14 protein-coding genes are annotated in these 15,705 nt (G+C 71.1%); 10 read left to right on the top strand and 4 right to left on the bottom strand.

Annotated features, from left to right (window positions below):
- Positions 1-78: 78 nt before the first annotated feature.
- Positions 79-579 carry an SCO4402 family protein gene (locus JIX55_RS23305; protein ID WP_257565249.1) on the top strand — a complete coding sequence of 167 codons (501 nt, stop codon included), beginning with the start codon at positions 79-81 and terminating at the stop codon, positions 577-579.
- Between the two features lie 119 nt (positions 580-698).
- Positions 699-1,580 (top strand): formyltetrahydrofolate deformylase, encoded by an 882-nt coding sequence (purU, locus tag JIX55_RS23300; RefSeq protein ID WP_257565246.1) that lies wholly within the window; start codon positions 699-701, stop codon positions 1,578-1,580.
- A gap of 142 nt (positions 1,581-1,722) precedes the next feature.
- Here the strand turns inward: purU and JIX55_RS23295 are convergent, their stop codons facing one another.
- The gene (locus JIX55_RS23295; protein WP_257569450.1) at positions 1,723-3,135 is read right to left on the bottom strand and encodes a zf-HC2 domain-containing protein; all 1,413 of its coding nucleotides are present in this window, start codon (positions 3,133-3,135) and stop codon (positions 1,723-1,725) included.
- A 260-nt stretch (positions 3,136-3,395) separates the two neighbouring features.
- Complete coding sequence (locus JIX55_RS23290) at positions 3,396-3,977, bottom strand: sigma-70 family RNA polymerase sigma factor (protein WP_257565245.1); 582 nt, start codon at positions 3,975-3,977, stop codon at positions 3,396-3,398.
- A gap of 504 nt (positions 3,978-4,481) precedes the next feature.
- Here JIX55_RS23290 and JIX55_RS23285 point away from each other — a divergent pair.
- Positions 4,482-4,889, top strand: coding sequence for an STAS domain-containing protein (locus JIX55_RS23285; protein ID WP_257569449.1), 408 nt, complete (start codon positions 4,482-4,484; stop codon positions 4,887-4,889).
- A 209-nt stretch (positions 4,890-5,098) separates the two neighbouring features.
- Entirely contained in the window at positions 5,099-5,611 is a 513-nt protein-coding gene (locus JIX55_RS23280) for an EF-hand domain-containing protein (RefSeq protein ID WP_257565244.1), read from the top strand.
- A gap of 47 nt (positions 5,612-5,658) precedes the next feature.
- Here the strand turns inward: JIX55_RS23280 and JIX55_RS23275 are convergent, their stop codons facing one another.
- A complete protein-coding gene (locus JIX55_RS23275; RefSeq protein WP_257565243.1) occupies positions 5,659-7,155 on the bottom strand; it encodes a class I adenylate-forming enzyme family protein in 1,497 nt (498 codons plus the stop codon).
- 166 nt (positions 7,156-7,321) lie between these two features.
- Between JIX55_RS23275 and JIX55_RS23270 the strand changes: the two genes are divergently transcribed.
- The 4 genes from JIX55_RS23270 to JIX55_RS23255 all read left to right on the top strand — a co-directional run bounded on the left by JIX55_RS23270 (position 7,322) and on the right by JIX55_RS23255 (position 11,798).
- Positions 7,322-8,515, top strand: a complete 1,194-nt coding sequence (locus JIX55_RS23270) for an amidohydrolase family protein (RefSeq protein ID WP_257565242.1) — start codon at positions 7,322-7,324, stop codon at positions 8,513-8,515.
- A gap of 13 nt (positions 8,516-8,528) precedes the next feature.
- Positions 8,529-9,659, top strand: a complete 1,131-nt coding sequence (locus JIX55_RS23265) for an acyl-CoA dehydrogenase family protein (RefSeq protein WP_257565241.1) — start codon at positions 8,529-8,531, stop codon at positions 9,657-9,659.
- A 149-nt stretch (positions 9,660-9,808) separates the two neighbouring features.
- Positions 9,809-10,708, top strand: coding sequence for an acyl-CoA dehydrogenase family protein (locus JIX55_RS23260; protein WP_257565240.1), 900 nt, complete (start codon positions 9,809-9,811; stop codon positions 10,706-10,708).
- Between the two features lie 529 nt (positions 10,709-11,237).
- A complete protein-coding gene (locus JIX55_RS23255) occupies positions 11,238-11,798 on the top strand; it encodes an ATP-binding protein (protein ID WP_306820121.1) in 561 nt (186 codons plus the stop codon).
- A 596-nt stretch (positions 11,799-12,394) separates the two neighbouring features.
- Here the strand turns inward: JIX55_RS23255 and JIX55_RS23250 are convergent.
- Positions 12,395-13,327, bottom strand: a complete 933-nt coding sequence (locus JIX55_RS23250) for a cyclase family protein (RefSeq protein ID WP_257565238.1) — start codon at positions 13,325-13,327, stop codon at positions 12,395-12,397.
- A 105-nt stretch (positions 13,328-13,432) separates the two neighbouring features.
- On the opposite strand from JIX55_RS23250, the gene JIX55_RS23245 reads away from it, so the two are divergent.
- Positions 13,433-14,344, top strand: a complete 912-nt coding sequence (locus JIX55_RS23245) for an SDR family NAD(P)-dependent oxidoreductase (RefSeq protein WP_257565237.1) — start codon at positions 13,433-13,435, stop codon at positions 14,342-14,344.
- A 171-nt stretch (positions 14,345-14,515) separates the two neighbouring features.
- Positions 14,516-15,697 carry an acyl-CoA dehydrogenase family protein gene (locus JIX55_RS23240; RefSeq protein WP_257565236.1) on the top strand — a complete coding sequence of 394 codons (1,182 nt, stop codon included), beginning with the start codon at positions 14,516-14,518 and terminating at the stop codon, positions 15,695-15,697.
- The last annotated feature ends 8 nt before the right edge of the window (positions 15,698-15,705 follow it).

The raw sequence follows: 15,705 nt of genomic DNA, 5'->3' as shown, positions 1-15,705 counted from the left end.
ACGAGAGGTGGCCGAGAGGTGAATTACGGGGAGCTACGATCGTATTTTCGAGTGGTTGCAGAGAGGAACGCACGATCGATGACCGTCCAAGGTTCGGAGAACCCTTCCCGTCACGGGCGTCGCTCATCCACCATGGGCGGCATGCCACTGAACGACATGCCGTGGTGGCGCTGGCGCAGCAATGTGCGCTCCGCGCTGCACATGCTCTCCGACCCCGCGTTCCAGCAGAACGTCTGGCTGGCCGGTGTCGACGGGTACGGGGACGTCACCGACGCCGTGTACCGCCTGGTCGAGGACACCTGGCTCGACAACTGGTCCGCCGAGAAGTACGTGGGCACGATATTCCGTGACGCGCAGGAGGCGGCCCTCGTCGACTCCGCCGTGCTGCGCGTGCTGCGGATCATGCACCAGGTCGGCCCGGACGCCCCCGTCTCCGCGTATCTCGACCACGAGGCCTGGCCCGAGGCCGTCCGCGCCGCCCGGGAGGCCCATGTGCGCCTCTCCGTGAGCGACGGGGAGGACCCGGACGCGCCGCCGCGAACGCTCGAGGTGCTGCGGATCATGACGCGGGCGGCGTAGGCCGGCGATCGGCGGCCGGCTGCCGGCAGGAGCCGGGGGCGGCGGTGAGGAGGGAGGCGGGCGGTCCGGTCCTCGGGACGATTGCCGACATGGTTGGGCCATATGGGACCCTGTCGGGCATGAACGAGCAGTCCACCCGAGCCGCGGCCCCCGCCGACCAGTACGTCCTCACCCTCGCCTGCCCGGACAAGCAGGGAATCGTGCACGCCGTGTCGAGCTACCTCTTCATGACCGGCTGCAACATCGAGGACAGCCAGCAGTTCGGCGACCACGACACGGGTCTGTTCTTCATGCGTGTGCACTTCTCGGCGGAGGCGCCGGTGAGCGTCGAGAAGCTACGGGCCAGCTTCGCGGCGATCGGTGACTCCTTCCAGATGGACTGGCAGATCAACCGGGCCGACGAGAAGATGCGCGTCGTCCTCATGGTCAGCAAGTTCGGCCACTGCCTGAACGACCTGCTCTTCCGGGCCAGTACGGGGGCGCTGCCGGTGGAGATCGCGGCCGTGGTCTCCAACCACAGCGATTTCGCCGAGCTGGTGGCGTCGTACGACGTCCCCTTCCACCACATCCCGGTGACCAAGGACAACAAGGCCGAGGCCGAGGCGCGGCTGCTGGCGATCGTGCGCGAGGAGAACGTCGAGCTGGTCGTCCTGGCCCGCTATATGCAGGTGCTCTCCGACGACCTCTGCAAGCAGCTCAACGGCCGCATCATCAACATCCACCACTCCTTCCTGCCGAGCTTCAAGGGCGCGAAGCCGTACCACCAGGCGCACGCCCGTGGTGTGAAGCTGATCGGGGCGACGGCGCACTATGTCACCGCCGACCTCGACGAGGGGCCGATCATCGAGCAGGAGGTCGAGCGCGTGGGGCACGGGGTGACGCCCGAGGGGCTCGTCGCGATCGGGCGGGATGTGGAGTGCCAGGCGCTGGCGCGGGCGGTCAAGTGGCACGCCGAGCGCCGGATCCTGAGGAACGGGCGACGGACGGTCGTCTTCGCGTAGGGGCTCCGCGCGGAGGCTCCGCCGGGCTGGGGCGCCCAGTAGCTCGGGGGTGCGTGCGGGATCGCGGCCGCGGGTGCGTGGGGGCTGATCGCGCAGTTCCCCGCGCCCCTTGAGAACCCGGCGGTCACCAGGCGCCCTTTCGCTACATCCTGCTCATGGCCGCCGCCGCGAACAGGACGTCCCTGATTGCCTTGCGGTCGCCGTTCTGGCCCGCCGCCGCGTCCTCCGGAGGGACGTGGCCGGCGGTCAGTCGGCAGAATTCGACGCCGTCGAGGGCCACGTGGGCGACCTCGTGGTCGGCGGAGCCGAGGGCCGCGGGGGAGTCGAGGGGGATGAGCCACTCGCCGCCGCCGGAGCCCTCGATCTCCAGGCGGAGGGTGCGGCCGGGCGTGCCGGCAGGCACGAGGTGGCGGCCGGGCGGGGGCGGAGACGCCAGCCCGTTCCGGCGGCGCTCGGCCAAGGACGAGGGCAGCATGCGCGCCGCCAGGTCGATCATGCCGTGCAGATGGCGGCCGGAGGGCGGCTCGTACGGGTAGTCCACGGCCTCGGCGATGTCCTCCGCGTGGATCCAGGTCTCGAACGCCCGGTCCAGCATCGCGTCCCGCAGGGGGAGTTCGAAGCCGCCGTACGAGACCGGCAGCCGGTCCGAGCCGTCGGAGTCGTCCGGGCTGCCGCCGCCCGTGAACGACGTCGTGCGCACGATGTCATGGCTCTGCTCCCGCCAGGGCGCGCGGACGGCGCGGGTGGGCGGGAAGTGGGACGCCTTCCAGTACGCCTCGGTGCGGGCCACGGGCGTGCCGTTGTCCGGGTCCGCCTTGAGCAGGCCCAGCGGGTCGTCCAGGCCCAGGGCGATCGCGACGAGGCCGTCGACGGTGAGCAGGTGGGCGATGACTCCGGCGACGGTCGTACGACGGCTCACCGGCCCCTCGCCCTCGAACCAGCGCAGCCGTACGGGCGCGTGCCAGTCCGCGCTCCCGATGTCCTGCAGCAACGCGTCCAGCCGCGCGGCCTCCGCGTCGTACGGGGCGGCCCAGCGCGGCACGGGGATGCGGGGCGGGCGCCGGCCCAGACAGACGTCCAGTACCTGGGTACGGAGCGACGGATCGAGATCGAGGCTCTCCGGCGGATGCAGCAGCCCCACGGCCTCCCGCAGCCGCCGCGCCTCGTCCGCGCACGACCCGCACTCCCCGAGATGCTCCTCGACGGCCAACGCCTCCTCCGCCGAACAGACCGCCAGCGCCCAGGCTCCGAGCAGCGCCTTCAGCACGGGGTGCTCAAGGACGAGAGGAGCGGGGGAGACGGGAGAGGCAGGCGGGGCGGGAGGTACCGCCGATGACGGCGCTGCGGGTGCCGGGGGTGTCGGTTCGGGCGCGGGGTCCGGCAGCGGCAGCCCGCTGTCCTCCACGGAGGCGCGCGGTAGCGGTATACGCGGCGGCCCGACCGGCTCGTCACCGCCACCGCCACCGCCACCGTCCCCGTTGCCGGGTCCCCGGGGCCCACCGGGCCCGGGCGGCTCGCCGAGGCCGCTGCCGCCGCCGTGGCCGCCGGGACCCACTGGGTCGCCGTCGCCGTCACCTTCCGCCGTATCACCGCGGCCTGGCGGGTCGCCCGAGTCCGGCCTGCCGGATCCGTCCGACCCGTGGGAATCGCCGGGCTCCCGCGTACCGCCTGCGTCCGGCGGCCCGTCGTCCAGCGGCACCCTGGCCGAAGGCACCCTCCCGCTCGCGGGCCAGGCCGGGGTCCGCCCCGGTTCCTCCTGGGCTTCGGGGCCCTCCGGCTCCTCGTCGTACGCCCCCGAAGGGCTCGTCCCGCCGGTCACACCGCACCCCCGTATTCGGGCGGGGCTCCGGAGGGGCGGGTGTCGTGGGCGGTGGAGAGGAGCTGGAGGCCGAGGCGGAGGCGGCGGCGGGCCTCGTCCTCGGTGACGCCGAGGTCGGTGGCGGCCTGGCGGTAGTCGCGGCGCTGGAAGTAGGCGAGTTCCAGGGCGGCGCGCAGGGGCGCGGGCATCGCTTGCACTATGTAGTCGGCGCGGGCGGCGACCGAGGCGTGGTGGACCTTGCGCTCCAGGTCCTCGGTGGTGCCCTCGCCGCCCCGGGCGAGTGCGGCGGTCTCGGTGGCGCGCAGTCGCTGCACGGCCAGGCGGTGGGTCAGCGCCGCGATCCAGGAGCGCAGGGGGCCCTGCTTGGGGTCGTACGACTCGGGGTTCTCCCAGAGCTGGAGGAACACCTCGCGAGTGAGGGAGTCGGCGGCCGACTCGTCGCCGAGGACGCGATGGGCGAGCCCGTGCACGAGGGACGCGAACCGGTCGTACAACTCACCGAGCGCCGCCGCCTCGCCGTGCGCCAGCCGCTGCTGCATCCTGCGGTCCCAGCGGGGCGGTGCGTCCTTCGTCGCCATACGGGCCCCCTCACCCTGCTCGTACCTGCGCCGTTCCTGATGCCCGCCGAGCCGCGGACCCCGTCGGCCCGGCCCGGTTCCGTCCCGATTCCAGCCTGTCCGCGCTGCCGTCCCGAATGTAGTCGGCACCGCTGACCGCGCACGCCCCTTTATGGCAATGTGCGCCCCTCAGAAGGTTGAAGGTGGTATGAACCTCGTCCGCAAGCCGTTGCCACACCGCTCACGTGGGCGTCTGCCCGCCTTTCGTATACCTGTACGACCCTGTATGACCTTGCATGGTGCCTACCCTGCACGGATCCGACCACCAGGGACCATGTCGGATCCATTCACGATCAATAGTCGATCACATGTGACCGTACTCGATGGAAATCGCACCGAAAAGGCCCCTGAAATGGCTCGCTTGCCACGCGCTTTCGGTGGGCCACGGGTGTTTCATGGAACGACGGCGGGGCAGCCGCGCAGCAGGAAGCGGTGCATCGGCTTCCGGTTCGGCGACTGAGAGGCATCGCGGTGGCGTTCGAAGTGACCGACGGCGGGCACGGTGAGTGGGCTGTGCTGCATGTGTCGGGAGAGATGGATCTGGTGACGTCGCCCGTGCTCCGCCAGCGGGTGCACGAGGCGGTGGCGGACGGCCGCCGAAGTCTCGTCCTCGACCTCTCCGGCGTCGTCTTCTGCGACTCCAGCGGCGTGGGCGTCCTGATCGCCACCCGGCGGCTGATGCGTTCCTGCCGGGGGCACCTCCGGCTGATCCTCCCCGCCGACGGCAGGGCGGGCGGTGGCCCGGCCGAGGGCGCGCACGTCAACCGCGTTCTCGCCGCCCTCGGCGTCCGCCGCCTCTTCGACGTCCACCCGGACGTCCCCTCGGCGGTCGCACCGGAGTCCGACGACGAGGCCGACCCCCTGTCGGCCTGAACTGCACATAGGTTCGAGGTTCCCCACTTTCCCCCACTCTCGGCTTCGCCCGAGCGGGAGGTGCCCCCATCGTCACGGCGGCCACACGGTTGTTCCAGAATTCCCGCAGTCTTGGTACAAGCGCCGCTTTCCCGCTCCGACCCGGGCCCCCACGTCGTACGCTCCGTCCGAGAAGCACCCCACTTGACGTAAGGCGGGCCCGAAGAGACATGGTCAGCAGCGAGTACGAGGGCAGGATCGCCGCCCGGTTCGCCACTTTCGACCAGGACGGCAACGGCTGGATCGACCGCGAGGACTTCAACGCGGCGACCAAGGCGGTTCTCAGCGAGTTCGACACCACCGCCCGGTCCGACAAGGGCCAGGCGCTGTACATCGGCGCCGAGGCCTTCTGGCAGGGCATGGCCGGAATCGCGGACCGGGACGGCGACCAGCGCATCACCCGGGACGAGTTCGTGAACGGCGCGGTCAAGCGGCTGCGCGACAACCCCGACCGCTTCGCCGAGATTGCCCGCCCCTTCCTGCACGCGGCCCTCGCCGTCGCGGACTCCGACGGGGACGGCACGGCCACGGTCGAGGACACCGCCCGGGTCCTCAAGGCCCTCGGCGTCCCCGAGCAGATCGCCAACGCGACCGCCGCCGCCCTCGACACCGACACCGACGGCAAGGTCAGCGAGTCGGAGATCGTGACGGCGTTCGCGCGCTACTTCACCGTGCCCGAATAGCCGTGCCCGAATAAGCCGTTCGCGCACAGCCGCTCGCGCACAGCCGTTCACGAATAGCGCTCGCGCAGCTTGTACTTGAGGACCTTCCGCAGGGTCTCGTTGCGCGGAAGGGCGTCCACCACCTCCACCTGCTCCGGCAGCTTGTGGACGGACAGCCCTTCCTCGCGCAGGTGGTCGCTGACGTCATCCAGCGTCAGGGGGCCGGCCCCCGGCGGCTGTTCGAGCACCGCGCAGACCCGCTCCCCCCGCTCCGCGTCCGGCAGCCCGATCACCGCCACGTCCTGGACGGCCGGATGCCGGTGCAGCAGGTCCTCGATCTCCTTCGCGGAAATGTTCTCGCCCTTGCGGATGATGACGTCCTTGAGGCGGCCGGTCAGCACCAGGTGACCGCTGTCGGTGACATGTCCGAGGTCGCCCGTGACGAAGAACCCGTCCGCGTCGAAGGCCGCCGCCGACTGCGCCGGATCCACATACCCCCGGCAGACGGCCTCCCCCTTCAGCCGCACCTCCCCGTCCACGATCCTGATCTCCATCCCCGCCGGCGGCCGCCCCTCCGTCGTCGCCAGGTTCTCCACCGAGTCGTCCGGCGCCCCCATCGTGATCATCGGGACCTCCGTCATGCCGTACCCGTGGGTGAGCTGCACGCCCATCTCCCGTACGACGGAGTGATAGACCTCCGGCGGCTTCGGTGCCCCGCCGCCCGCGAGCAGTCGCAAGGAGGGGACGACCGGGACGCCCGGCTGCTTCCGCTGCTCGGCCAGGAACATCGAGTAGAACGCCGTCGACCCGCCCGCCACCGTCACCCCGTGCTTGCGGTAGCCCTCCAGCGCGGCCGGCAGCGCGAAGTGCTCGAACATCACCGCCGGGAAGCCGTACAGCAGGAGCATCACCATGTAGTCCGGGCCGCCTATGTGCGCGTACGGGAAGGCGATCGAGCCGACGTCGTCCCGGGTGAGCCGTAGCGCGTGGGCGAGGCAGGAGCCGCCCGCGATGAGTGAACGGTCGGTGTGGAGGACGCCCTTGGGGTCGGAGGTGGTGCCCGAGGTCCAGTAGATCCAGCGGACGGAGGTGCCGTCGGCCGGTGGGGCGGGGAGTACCGACGGGTCGCCGTCCGGGAGGCGGTCGTACGCCTCGAAGACTCCCCGCGCGGCCAGCCGCCGTGCCATCTCCGTGTGGTCGAAGCCCCGCCACTCGCCCGGCACCGCGAAGAACTCCGCCTTCGACTCCCGTAGCGCGAAGCCGACCTCCCGGTCGCGGTAGAAGGGGATGACCGGGGACTGGACGGCGCCCAGGCGGGCCAGGGCGAAGGAGAGCAGGGCCGTCTCGATGCGGGTGGGCAGCTGCCAGGCGACGACCGTGCCGGGGCGTACGCCCATGTCGTACAGCCCGGCCGCCACCCGCTCGGACCGGTGGCGCAGCTCGCCGAAGCTCAGCGTGCGGTCGTCCTGGAGGAGGACGGGCCGGTCGGGGGTGAGGTCGGCGCGGCGGGAGACCAGCTCCCAGAGTGTGCGGGACTCGCTGAGCGCGTGGGCGGTGTCGGTCACGGCGGCCCCCTCATGGAGCTGACGGGTAGTCAGATTGTGGGCAGAGCGTAGGGCTCGGCGCCTTGTCGGTCCAGAGGGTCGGGGCTAGCCTGCTTCGTGGAGGAGAATCTGACGGTCCATCAGATATTCGAGGCACGATATTTCGAGGCACCCGAGTGGGGGACCCATGACCGAACTGCCCCGCGTCATCAGCGTCGACGACCATGTGATCGAACCCGCGCACCTCTTCGACACCTGGCTCCCGGAGAAGTACCGCGATCGAGGTCCCAAGCCCCTCACCGCCGGGATCGGTGAGCTCGCGTACGTCGCCGGCAAGTACCAGATCACGATGGACCCGGCCGGGCAGCTCACGGACTGGTGGATCTACGAGGACCTGAAGTTCCCGTACAAGCGGAACATCGCGGCCGTCGGGTTCGACCGGGACGAGATGACGCTGGAGGGGATCACGCGGGAGCAGATGCGGCGCGGATGCTGGGATCCCAAGGCGCGGCTGGCGGACATGGACCTCAACCATGTCGAGGCCTCGCTCTGCTTCCCCACCTTCCCGCGCTTCTGCGGGCAGACGTTCGCCGAGGCGCACGACAAGGAGGTCGCCCTGGCCTGCGTGCGCGCGTACAACGACTGGATGGTCGAGGAGTGGTGCGGCGACAGCGGCGGCCGGCTGATCCCGCTGTGCCTGATCCCCCTCTGGGACGTCGAACTGGCGGTCGAGGAGATCAAGCGGAACGCCGCCCGGGGGGTGAAGGCCGTGACCTTCTCCGAGATCCCCACCTACCTCGGTCTGCCTTCCATCCACTCCGGCTACTGGGACCCGTTCTTCGCGGTCTGCCAGGAGACCGGGACCGTCATCAACATGCACATCGGCTCCAGCTCCCAGATGCCGGCCGCCTCCCCCGACGCACCCCCCGCCGTCCAGGCCTCGCTCTCCTTCAACAACGCGATGGCCTCGATGATGGACTTCCTCTTCAGCGGGGTCCTGGTGAAGTTCCCGACCCTCAAACTCGCCTACAGCGAAGGCCAGATGGGCTGGATCCCGTACGCCCTGGAGCGGGCCGACGACGTGTGGGAGGAGCACCGCGCCTGGGGCGGGGTGCGGGACCTGATCCCCGAGCCGCCGTCGACGTACTACTACCGCCAGATGTTCTGCTGCTTCTTCCGCGACAAGCACGGGGTCGCCTCGCTGGACGTGGTGGGGCGCGACAACGCGACCTTCGAGACCGACTATCCGCACGTCGACTCGACCTTCCCGCACACCAAGGAAGTCGCCCTCGACCATGTGAAGGGCCTCGACGACGAGACGGTCTACAAGCTGATGCGGGGCAACGCGATCCGCATGCTCGACCTGGACTTCGACAAGTAACGGATGCCGGGTCATGGATCTCGCGTACAGCCCGGAGGAGGAGGAGTTCCGGGGGCGGCTGCGGGAGTGGCTGGCGAAGGTTCTTCCCTCGCTGCCGCCGAAGCCGTCGCCCGACGACTGGCCGGGGCGGCGCGCGTACGACCTCGGCTGGCAGCGGACGCTGTACGACGCCGGGTACGCCGACGTCCACTGGGACGCCTCCCCGACCATGCGGCTGATCTTCCTGGAGGAGACCGAGAAGGCGGGCGCCCCGTACGTCGGCGCCAACTTCGTGGGACTGCTGCACGCAGGGCCCACCATCGCCGCCGAGGGGACCGCCGAACAGCGGGCACGCTGGCTGCCGCCCGTGCTGCGCGGCGAGGAGGTGTGGTGTCAGGGGTTCAGCGAGCCGGACGCCGGGTCCGACCTCGCGGCGCTGCGCACGCGGGCGCGCAGGGACGGCGACGAGTACGTGGTGACGGGGTCGAAGATCTGGACCTCGCACGCCGAAGTCGCCGACTGGTGCGAGCTGTTGGTACGGACGGACACCTCGGCGCCCAAGCACCGGGGGATCTCCTGGCTGGCGTTGCCCATGGACGCGCCGGGCGTGACCGTACGGCCCCTGCGCACCCTCGCCGGCTCCACCGAGTTCGCCGAGGTCTTCCTCGACGAGGTGCGCGTGCCGGTCGCCAACCGGGTCGGGGAGGAGAACGACGGCTGGCGCGTGACCATGGTGACCCTGTCGTACGAGCGCGGGACCGCGTTCGTGGGGGAAGTGGTCGCGTGTCGGCGGGTGTTGGGCGAGGTGGCCCGGGAGGCGCGGGCGAACGGGCGCTGGGACGACCCCGTTGTCCGGCGGCGGCTGGGGCGGCTGAACGCCGAGTTCCGGGCGCTGTGGCGGCTCACGCAGTGGAACGTGAGCGAGTCGGAGTCCTCCGGAGGGGTGCCGGGGGTGGGGGGTTCGGTTTTCAAGCTGAGGTACTCGCGTGTGCGTCAGGAGTTGTACGACGTGGCCGCGGATGTGCTCGGGCCCGATGCGCTCGACCTCGGGCGGGGGTGGGTTCTCGATCGGCTCAGTTCGTTGTCGTACACGATCGCGGCGGGGACGTCGGAGATTCAGCGGAACATCGTGGGTGAGCGGATCTTGGGGCTGCCCAAGGGGTGACGCTCCGCTGGGGGAAGCGGTGGCGCTCCGGGTGGGGGCTGCGAATGGTGTCGCGGCTGCGGTCCGGTGGGGGCTTGTCGCGCGGTCCCCGCGCCCCCTGAAAGCAGGGGCGCGCTGTCCTACTCGGTGTTGACAAGGGGTACTTGGCCATGCGCTTTCAACTCACTGAGGACCAGCGGGCGCTGCGGGACGGGGTGCGGGGGCTGTTGGCGCGGCGCTTCGGGCGGGAAGCGTTGTGGGCCGCCGTCGACGGCGGTGGGCTGGACCGGGGCCTCTGGCGGGAGTTGGGGGCGGCCGGGTTCTTCGCGTTGCGGTTGACGGAGGCGGAGGGTGGCGTCGGGCTCGGGCTGCCGGAGGCGGTGTTGCTGTTCGAAGAGGCGGGGCGGGTGCTGCTGCCCGGGCCGCTGGTGGCCACGCATCTCGCGGCGGGGACGGTGCCGGGGGCGGCGACCGGGGAGGCCGTGGTGACCGCCGTCGGGGGTGGAGGGCTGGTGGAGTGGCTGGACGAGGCGGATGTGGTGGTGGGGGGCGGGAGTGGTGCTGTCGCGGCCGGGGCGGTCGCGTTGCGGTCGGTTGACCCGTTGACGCCGTTGCACCGGGTGTCGGCGGATGTCTCTTCCGCCCGCCCGGATGATCCCTTCGTGCTGCTCACCGCTGCCGAGCAACTGGGTACGGCCGTCCGGGCCTGTGAGCTGGCGGTGCAACACGCGCGGACGCGGGAGCAGTTCGGGCGGCCGATCGGGGCGTTCCAGGCGGTCAAGCATCTGTGCGCGGAGCTGCTGGTGCGGGTGGAGGTGGCGCGGGCGGCGGTGTACGCGGCGGCCGTGACCGGTGACCCGGTGGACATCGCGGCGGCTCGGCTGCTGGCCGACGAGGCGGCGGTGCGCGGCGCGCGCGACTGTCTTCAGGTGCACGGCGGTATGGGGTTCACCTGGGAGGCCGACGTACATCTGTGTCTGAAGCGCGCGTGGGTACGGGCAGAACGTGGCGGATCGATTACGGAGAGTGAGGAGTTGTTGGCGGAGGAACTGCTGGCCGGGGCGGGCTGACCGCGCTGACCAGGGCAGGTGCGGAAGTGTGTGGCAGAGGATCGGTCGAATGTCGCGGAACGTGGCATACCGGAATTACCGAGCGTTGATACCGGGTTGTGTCCTAGGTGTGACTTGTCACGGCCTGGAGTCGGAGTCGTACTCCGGTACCTTCTGGGGGATGCGAGTGGTTCCGAGGTCGAGCCGAGCCGGTGTTGCCCCTGTGGCGGCCCCGGATCCGGCGGTGCCCGGCGCTCGTGAAGTGGGCCGGAGTCCCGTCGCTCCGGTCTGTTCGACTCCCCGCGATGAGCGTCGCACAGTATGCCGTAGGCGTACTCCTTCGCGCTGGAATATGCCCGAAGCGCTTGTTGGGGTGACTGTACGTCAACCATGCTGTCCTGTAAGGGGATCACGTTCCGTGATCCCGGTGCCGATGGTGTCGACGGCGGTGGCGTCGGCCAGGCAGCAGATGACCACGATCGTGGCCCCTGAGGGGCGTGCGGCGATGTGTCCGCCGGTTCGGATGGTGTGAGCGGTGCAGGTGCTTCAAGTGCAGCTGGAGATCCGGCCCGACCCCGCAGAGGTGGGTCGTGCACGGAGATGGGCCCGTTCACGGCTCGCCGGGTCCGGGATAGGAGTTGACGAGCCGCTCGCCGAGACGCTGACCCTGCTCGTCTCCGAGCTGGTCACCAACGCGGTCGTCCACACCGGGCGCCCGGCGGTGATGCGGCTGCTGCTGTCCGGCCTCCGTGACGGCTCCATCGGCAAGGTCCGCCTCGAAGTCGCCGACACCAGCGCGTGCCCGCCGGCGCCGCGGTGCGTCGACGGCGACGAGACGGGCGGGCGCGGCCTCGCCCTCGTCGAGGTCCTCGCCGACCGCTGGGGCTGGTCCTACGAGGGCGTCGGCAAGCGCATCTGGTGCGAGCTGTACCGGGAGGTGCCGGGGGTGGCCGGGGCGGTCGGTGTCTCGGGTGCGTCGGGTGGAGCGCCCGTGGTGGGTGGCGGGGTCGCGACGCCCGCCGTCTATCCGGCGTGCGGCGCGGTGACGGGGGTCGCGGCGGTGACGCGTGAGGGTCTGGTGCGCGAGGGATTGGCGTACGAGGCGGTCTAGTTCGGGGCGGGTGCGGTGGGCCGGGGGGTCGGGGCCGGGTCCGCTGCTCGGCGGTACGAGGTGCCGCTGCGCCCACCCTTCCCCCCTCTCGGCTTCGCTCGGGCGGGAGGTGCCTCCCCCACTCCAGCGGCGCGACTGCCCGCGGCTACGACAGGCGGACCATGCCCCCGAGTTGTCAGGCGTGCGGGGGCGCCCGACTTTCGACGCGTTTCGCGTCGCGCACGCCTGCGCGCAGCGCATGGCGTTGACCCGCTCGGCGGCGGTAGCGAAAACGTGCGCCGGGATGTGCTTCCGTACGCACCGTCGATACGCGGGTTTTGCCCGGCTGATCCCTGAGCGGGTGTTGACGCGCCGTGTCCGTTTGATCACGCTTGTGGTCAGCGATTCGCCGCGAGGGGACGACGAGGGTCTCGGTGACGGAGGCCCTCGGCGAGCGTGGGTCGTGTTTCGGCGTCGGCTCCCGACAGGGCCCGGGGGGCGGGGCCGGTGCGCCGAAGCCGGATGGTGGCGCGCGGTGCCGTGCTCGGGGCGGCGGGCGCGCGCCACCAGTCGACCCGGAGGTCCTGGGGTCCGTAGGTCCTGGGGTCGCCGGGGCCCTACAGGATGGCGACCGGTGCCACCGGCGTGCCCGTGGCGCCGACGAACGGCTCGGGCATCGCCGAGAGCAGGAAGTCGTACCGCCCAAGTTGTCCACAGGCTGTGGACAACTCTTCCAGATTCCAGTTCTGCCCCTGGGGCATGCCCATCTCGACCAGGTCGAGCGCGTGCACCGGCAGCCACAGATCCTCGATCTCCGGCGGGAAGATCTCGAACGTCAGGGTGTCATTGGCGACGGCGGCGACGTCACGCGCGTGGAACCACTCCGGGGTGCGGAGCGAGAGCCCCGGTGACGGGAAGGCGTACGCGTGCTTGTCGCCGGCGAGGTAGGTCCGGATCTGTCCGGTGCGGACGAGGACGATGTCGCCCGCACGGACCCGGGTGCCCGCCAACTCCTCGGCCGCGTCCAGGTCTTCGGGCGTGACCGCGTGATCGCCGGGGAGGCGGTCGTCGCCACGGCCCAGGGCTCGCGGGATGTCCAGGAGGACACCGCGCGAGACGATGTGCCGGGCCTTGTCGATGCCGGCGAAGGCCGCGCCGCCGTGCGGCGTGATCGTGTCCGCCGGGCGGCCGTTGTAGATCCGGCCCGAGTGCGAGACATGGGTGAGCGCGTCCCAGTGGGTGGCCGCCTGGAGCCCCATCGTCACGGCGTCGTCGCTGCACGCGACCGTGCCCGGGCCGAAGATCTCCTGGTTGATCTGCACCATGGCGTGCAGCGGGTTCACTCGGCCCGGCATCATCCCCGTCTGCACGCCGTCCTGTTGAAGGGGCAGCGCGAGCGGCACGCGACGACCGGAGCGGACGGCGGTGGCGGCCTCCCGTACGACCTCGTCGGTGATCAGGTTGAGGGTGCCGATCTCGTCGTCCGCCCCCCAACGCCCCCAGTTGTTCACGCGCTTGGCGATGTCGTGGAACTCCGCGGGCAATGACATCGGCTCTCCCCGGGGCTTGTGTGGGTGTATCTGACGGGTCGTAGAATCGCCGTGCGAGTAAATCTAACGGTCCGTCAGAAACCGCGATGAGGGGAAGGGGCCGGGGTGGGAAACTTCTTGGCAGGCAAGGTCGTCGCCGTCACGGGTGCGGGGCGGGGGATCGGCCGGGCGGTCGCCGTCGGCGCCGCCGCCGAGGGCGCGCGGGTCGTCGTCAACGACTACGGCGTCTCCGTCGACGGCTCCGAGCCCACCAGTTCCGTCGCCGAGACCGTCGTCAAGGAGATCGAGGCGGCCGGGGGCGAGGCGGTCGCCGTCGCCGACGACATCTCCACGATGGCGGGCGGACAGCGGGTCGTGGACACGGCGGTCGCGACGTACGGGCGGATCGACGGGGTGGTGTGCGTCGCCGGGATCCTGCGGGAACGGATGCTGTTCAACATGGCCGAGGAGGAGTGGGATCCGGTGATCGCCACGCACCTCAAGGGCACGTTCACGGTGTTCCGGGCCGCGTCCGCCGTCATGCGGAAGCAGCGGGCCGGGACCTTGATCGGGTTCACGAGCGGCAACCACCAGGGGTCCGTCTCGCAGGCCAACTACAGCGCGGCCAAGGGCGGGATCATCTCGCTGGTGCGGAGCGCCGCGCTGGGGCTGCACCGGTACGGGGTGACCGCGAACGCGGTGGCGCCCGTCGCGCGTACGCGGATGTCCGCCGGCGTGCCGGTCGAGTTGACGGAGATCGGTGAGCCGGAGGATGTGGCCGCGTTCGTGGTGTATCTGCTGTCGGATCGGGCTCGGGAGGAGCGGATCACGGGGCAGGTGTACACGGTCGCGGGGCCGAAGATCGCGGTGTGGGCGCAGCCGCGTGAGCTGCGCTCGGCGTACGCGGACGGGGGCTGGACTCCGGAGAGGATCGCGGAGGTTCTGCCGGGGGCGGTGGGGGTGGATCCGATGCCGATGTTGGAGCGGGTGGAGGGGATGGCTCGGGCGGCGGCGTCTGGGGAACGGCCGAACGCCTGAGGGGTTGGGGGTTCGCGTGTAGGGCGGGTGCGGGTGGTGTGTGGTTGCTCGCGCAGTTCCCCGCGTCCCTGAAAGGCAGGGGCGCGGGGGAACCGCGCGACCAGCCCCCACCCACCCGCAGTGAACGCACCCGGTTGTTGCGCGTCGGTACCGGTTCACCTGGGAGGTGGCATGGACTTCGGGTTCAGTGACGAGGACGAGGCGTTCCGGGCGGAAGTGAGGGCGTGGCTGGGGGCGCGGACCGGGGTGGGGGAGGACCGGCGGGCCTGGGAACGGACGCTGGGAGCCGCCGGGTGGATCGGGCTCGGCTGGGGTGAGGGCGGATACGGGAACCGGACCGCCACGCTCATTCAGCAGGTCGTGTGGGCCGAGGAGTATGCGCGGGCCGGGGTGCCCGCGCGGTCGGGGCACATCGGGGAGAAGTTGCTGGCGCCGACCCTGATCGCGTACGGAAGCGAGGAGCAGAAGGGGCGGTTTCTGCCGGCGATCGCGCGGGGGGAGGAGCTCTGGTGTCAGGGCTACAGCGAGCCGGGGGCCGGGTCGGATCTCGCCGGGGTGCGCACGAGAGGCGAACGTACGGCGGACGGGACGTACCGCGTCACCGGGCAGAAGGTCTGGACGTCGCTCGCGCATGAGGCCGACTGGTGTTTCGTGCTGGCCCGTACCGAGGCGGGATCCAGGCGCCACCAGGGGCTGTCGTTGCTGCTCGTACCGATGGACCAGCCGGGGCGGATCGAGGTGCGGCCGATCCGGCAGATGACCGGGACGAGCGAGTTCAACGAGGTGTTCTTCGACGGCGCGCACGCGGGCGCGGAGCATGTGGTCGGCGGCGAGGGGAACGGCTGGCGGGTCGCCATGGGACTCCTCGGCTTCGAGCGGGGCGTGTCGACCCTCGCCCAACAGGTCGGCTTCGCGGAGGAGTTGGGGGCGGTCGTACGGGCGGCCGTGGAGAGTGGCGCGGTGGACGATCCCGTCGTACGCGATCGGCTCGTACGGCAGTGGGCCGAGCTGCGGGTCATGCGGTGGAACGCCCTGCGGACGCTGGGCGGTTCGGAGGGTGGTCAGGGAGCGGGCTCGGGGGGCGGGTCCGTGGATCCCGGTGCGCCGAGTGTGGCCAAGTTGCTGTGGGGGCGGTGGCACCGGCGGCTCGGGGAGCTGGCGATGGAGGTGCGGGGTGCGGGGGCGGCGGTGGGGCCTCGGGAGTGGTCGGCGGACGTGCCGTACGAACTCGATCCGTTCCAGCATCTGTTCCTGTTCAGCCGGGCCGACACCATCTACGGCGGTTCGGACGAGGTGCAGCGCACGATCATCGCCGAGCGGGTGCTCGGTCTGCCGAAGGAGCCGAGAGGCTGAGCTGAGGG

The sequence above is a fragment of the Streptomyces sp. DSM 40750 genome (assembly GCF_024612035.1).
In the GTDB taxonomy this organism is placed as follows: domain Bacteria; phylum Actinomycetota; class Actinomycetes; order Streptomycetales; family Streptomycetaceae; genus Streptomyces.
The sequence above is the reverse complement of the archived record's forward strand: the minus strand, read 5'-3'. Positions and strand labels throughout refer to the sequence as shown.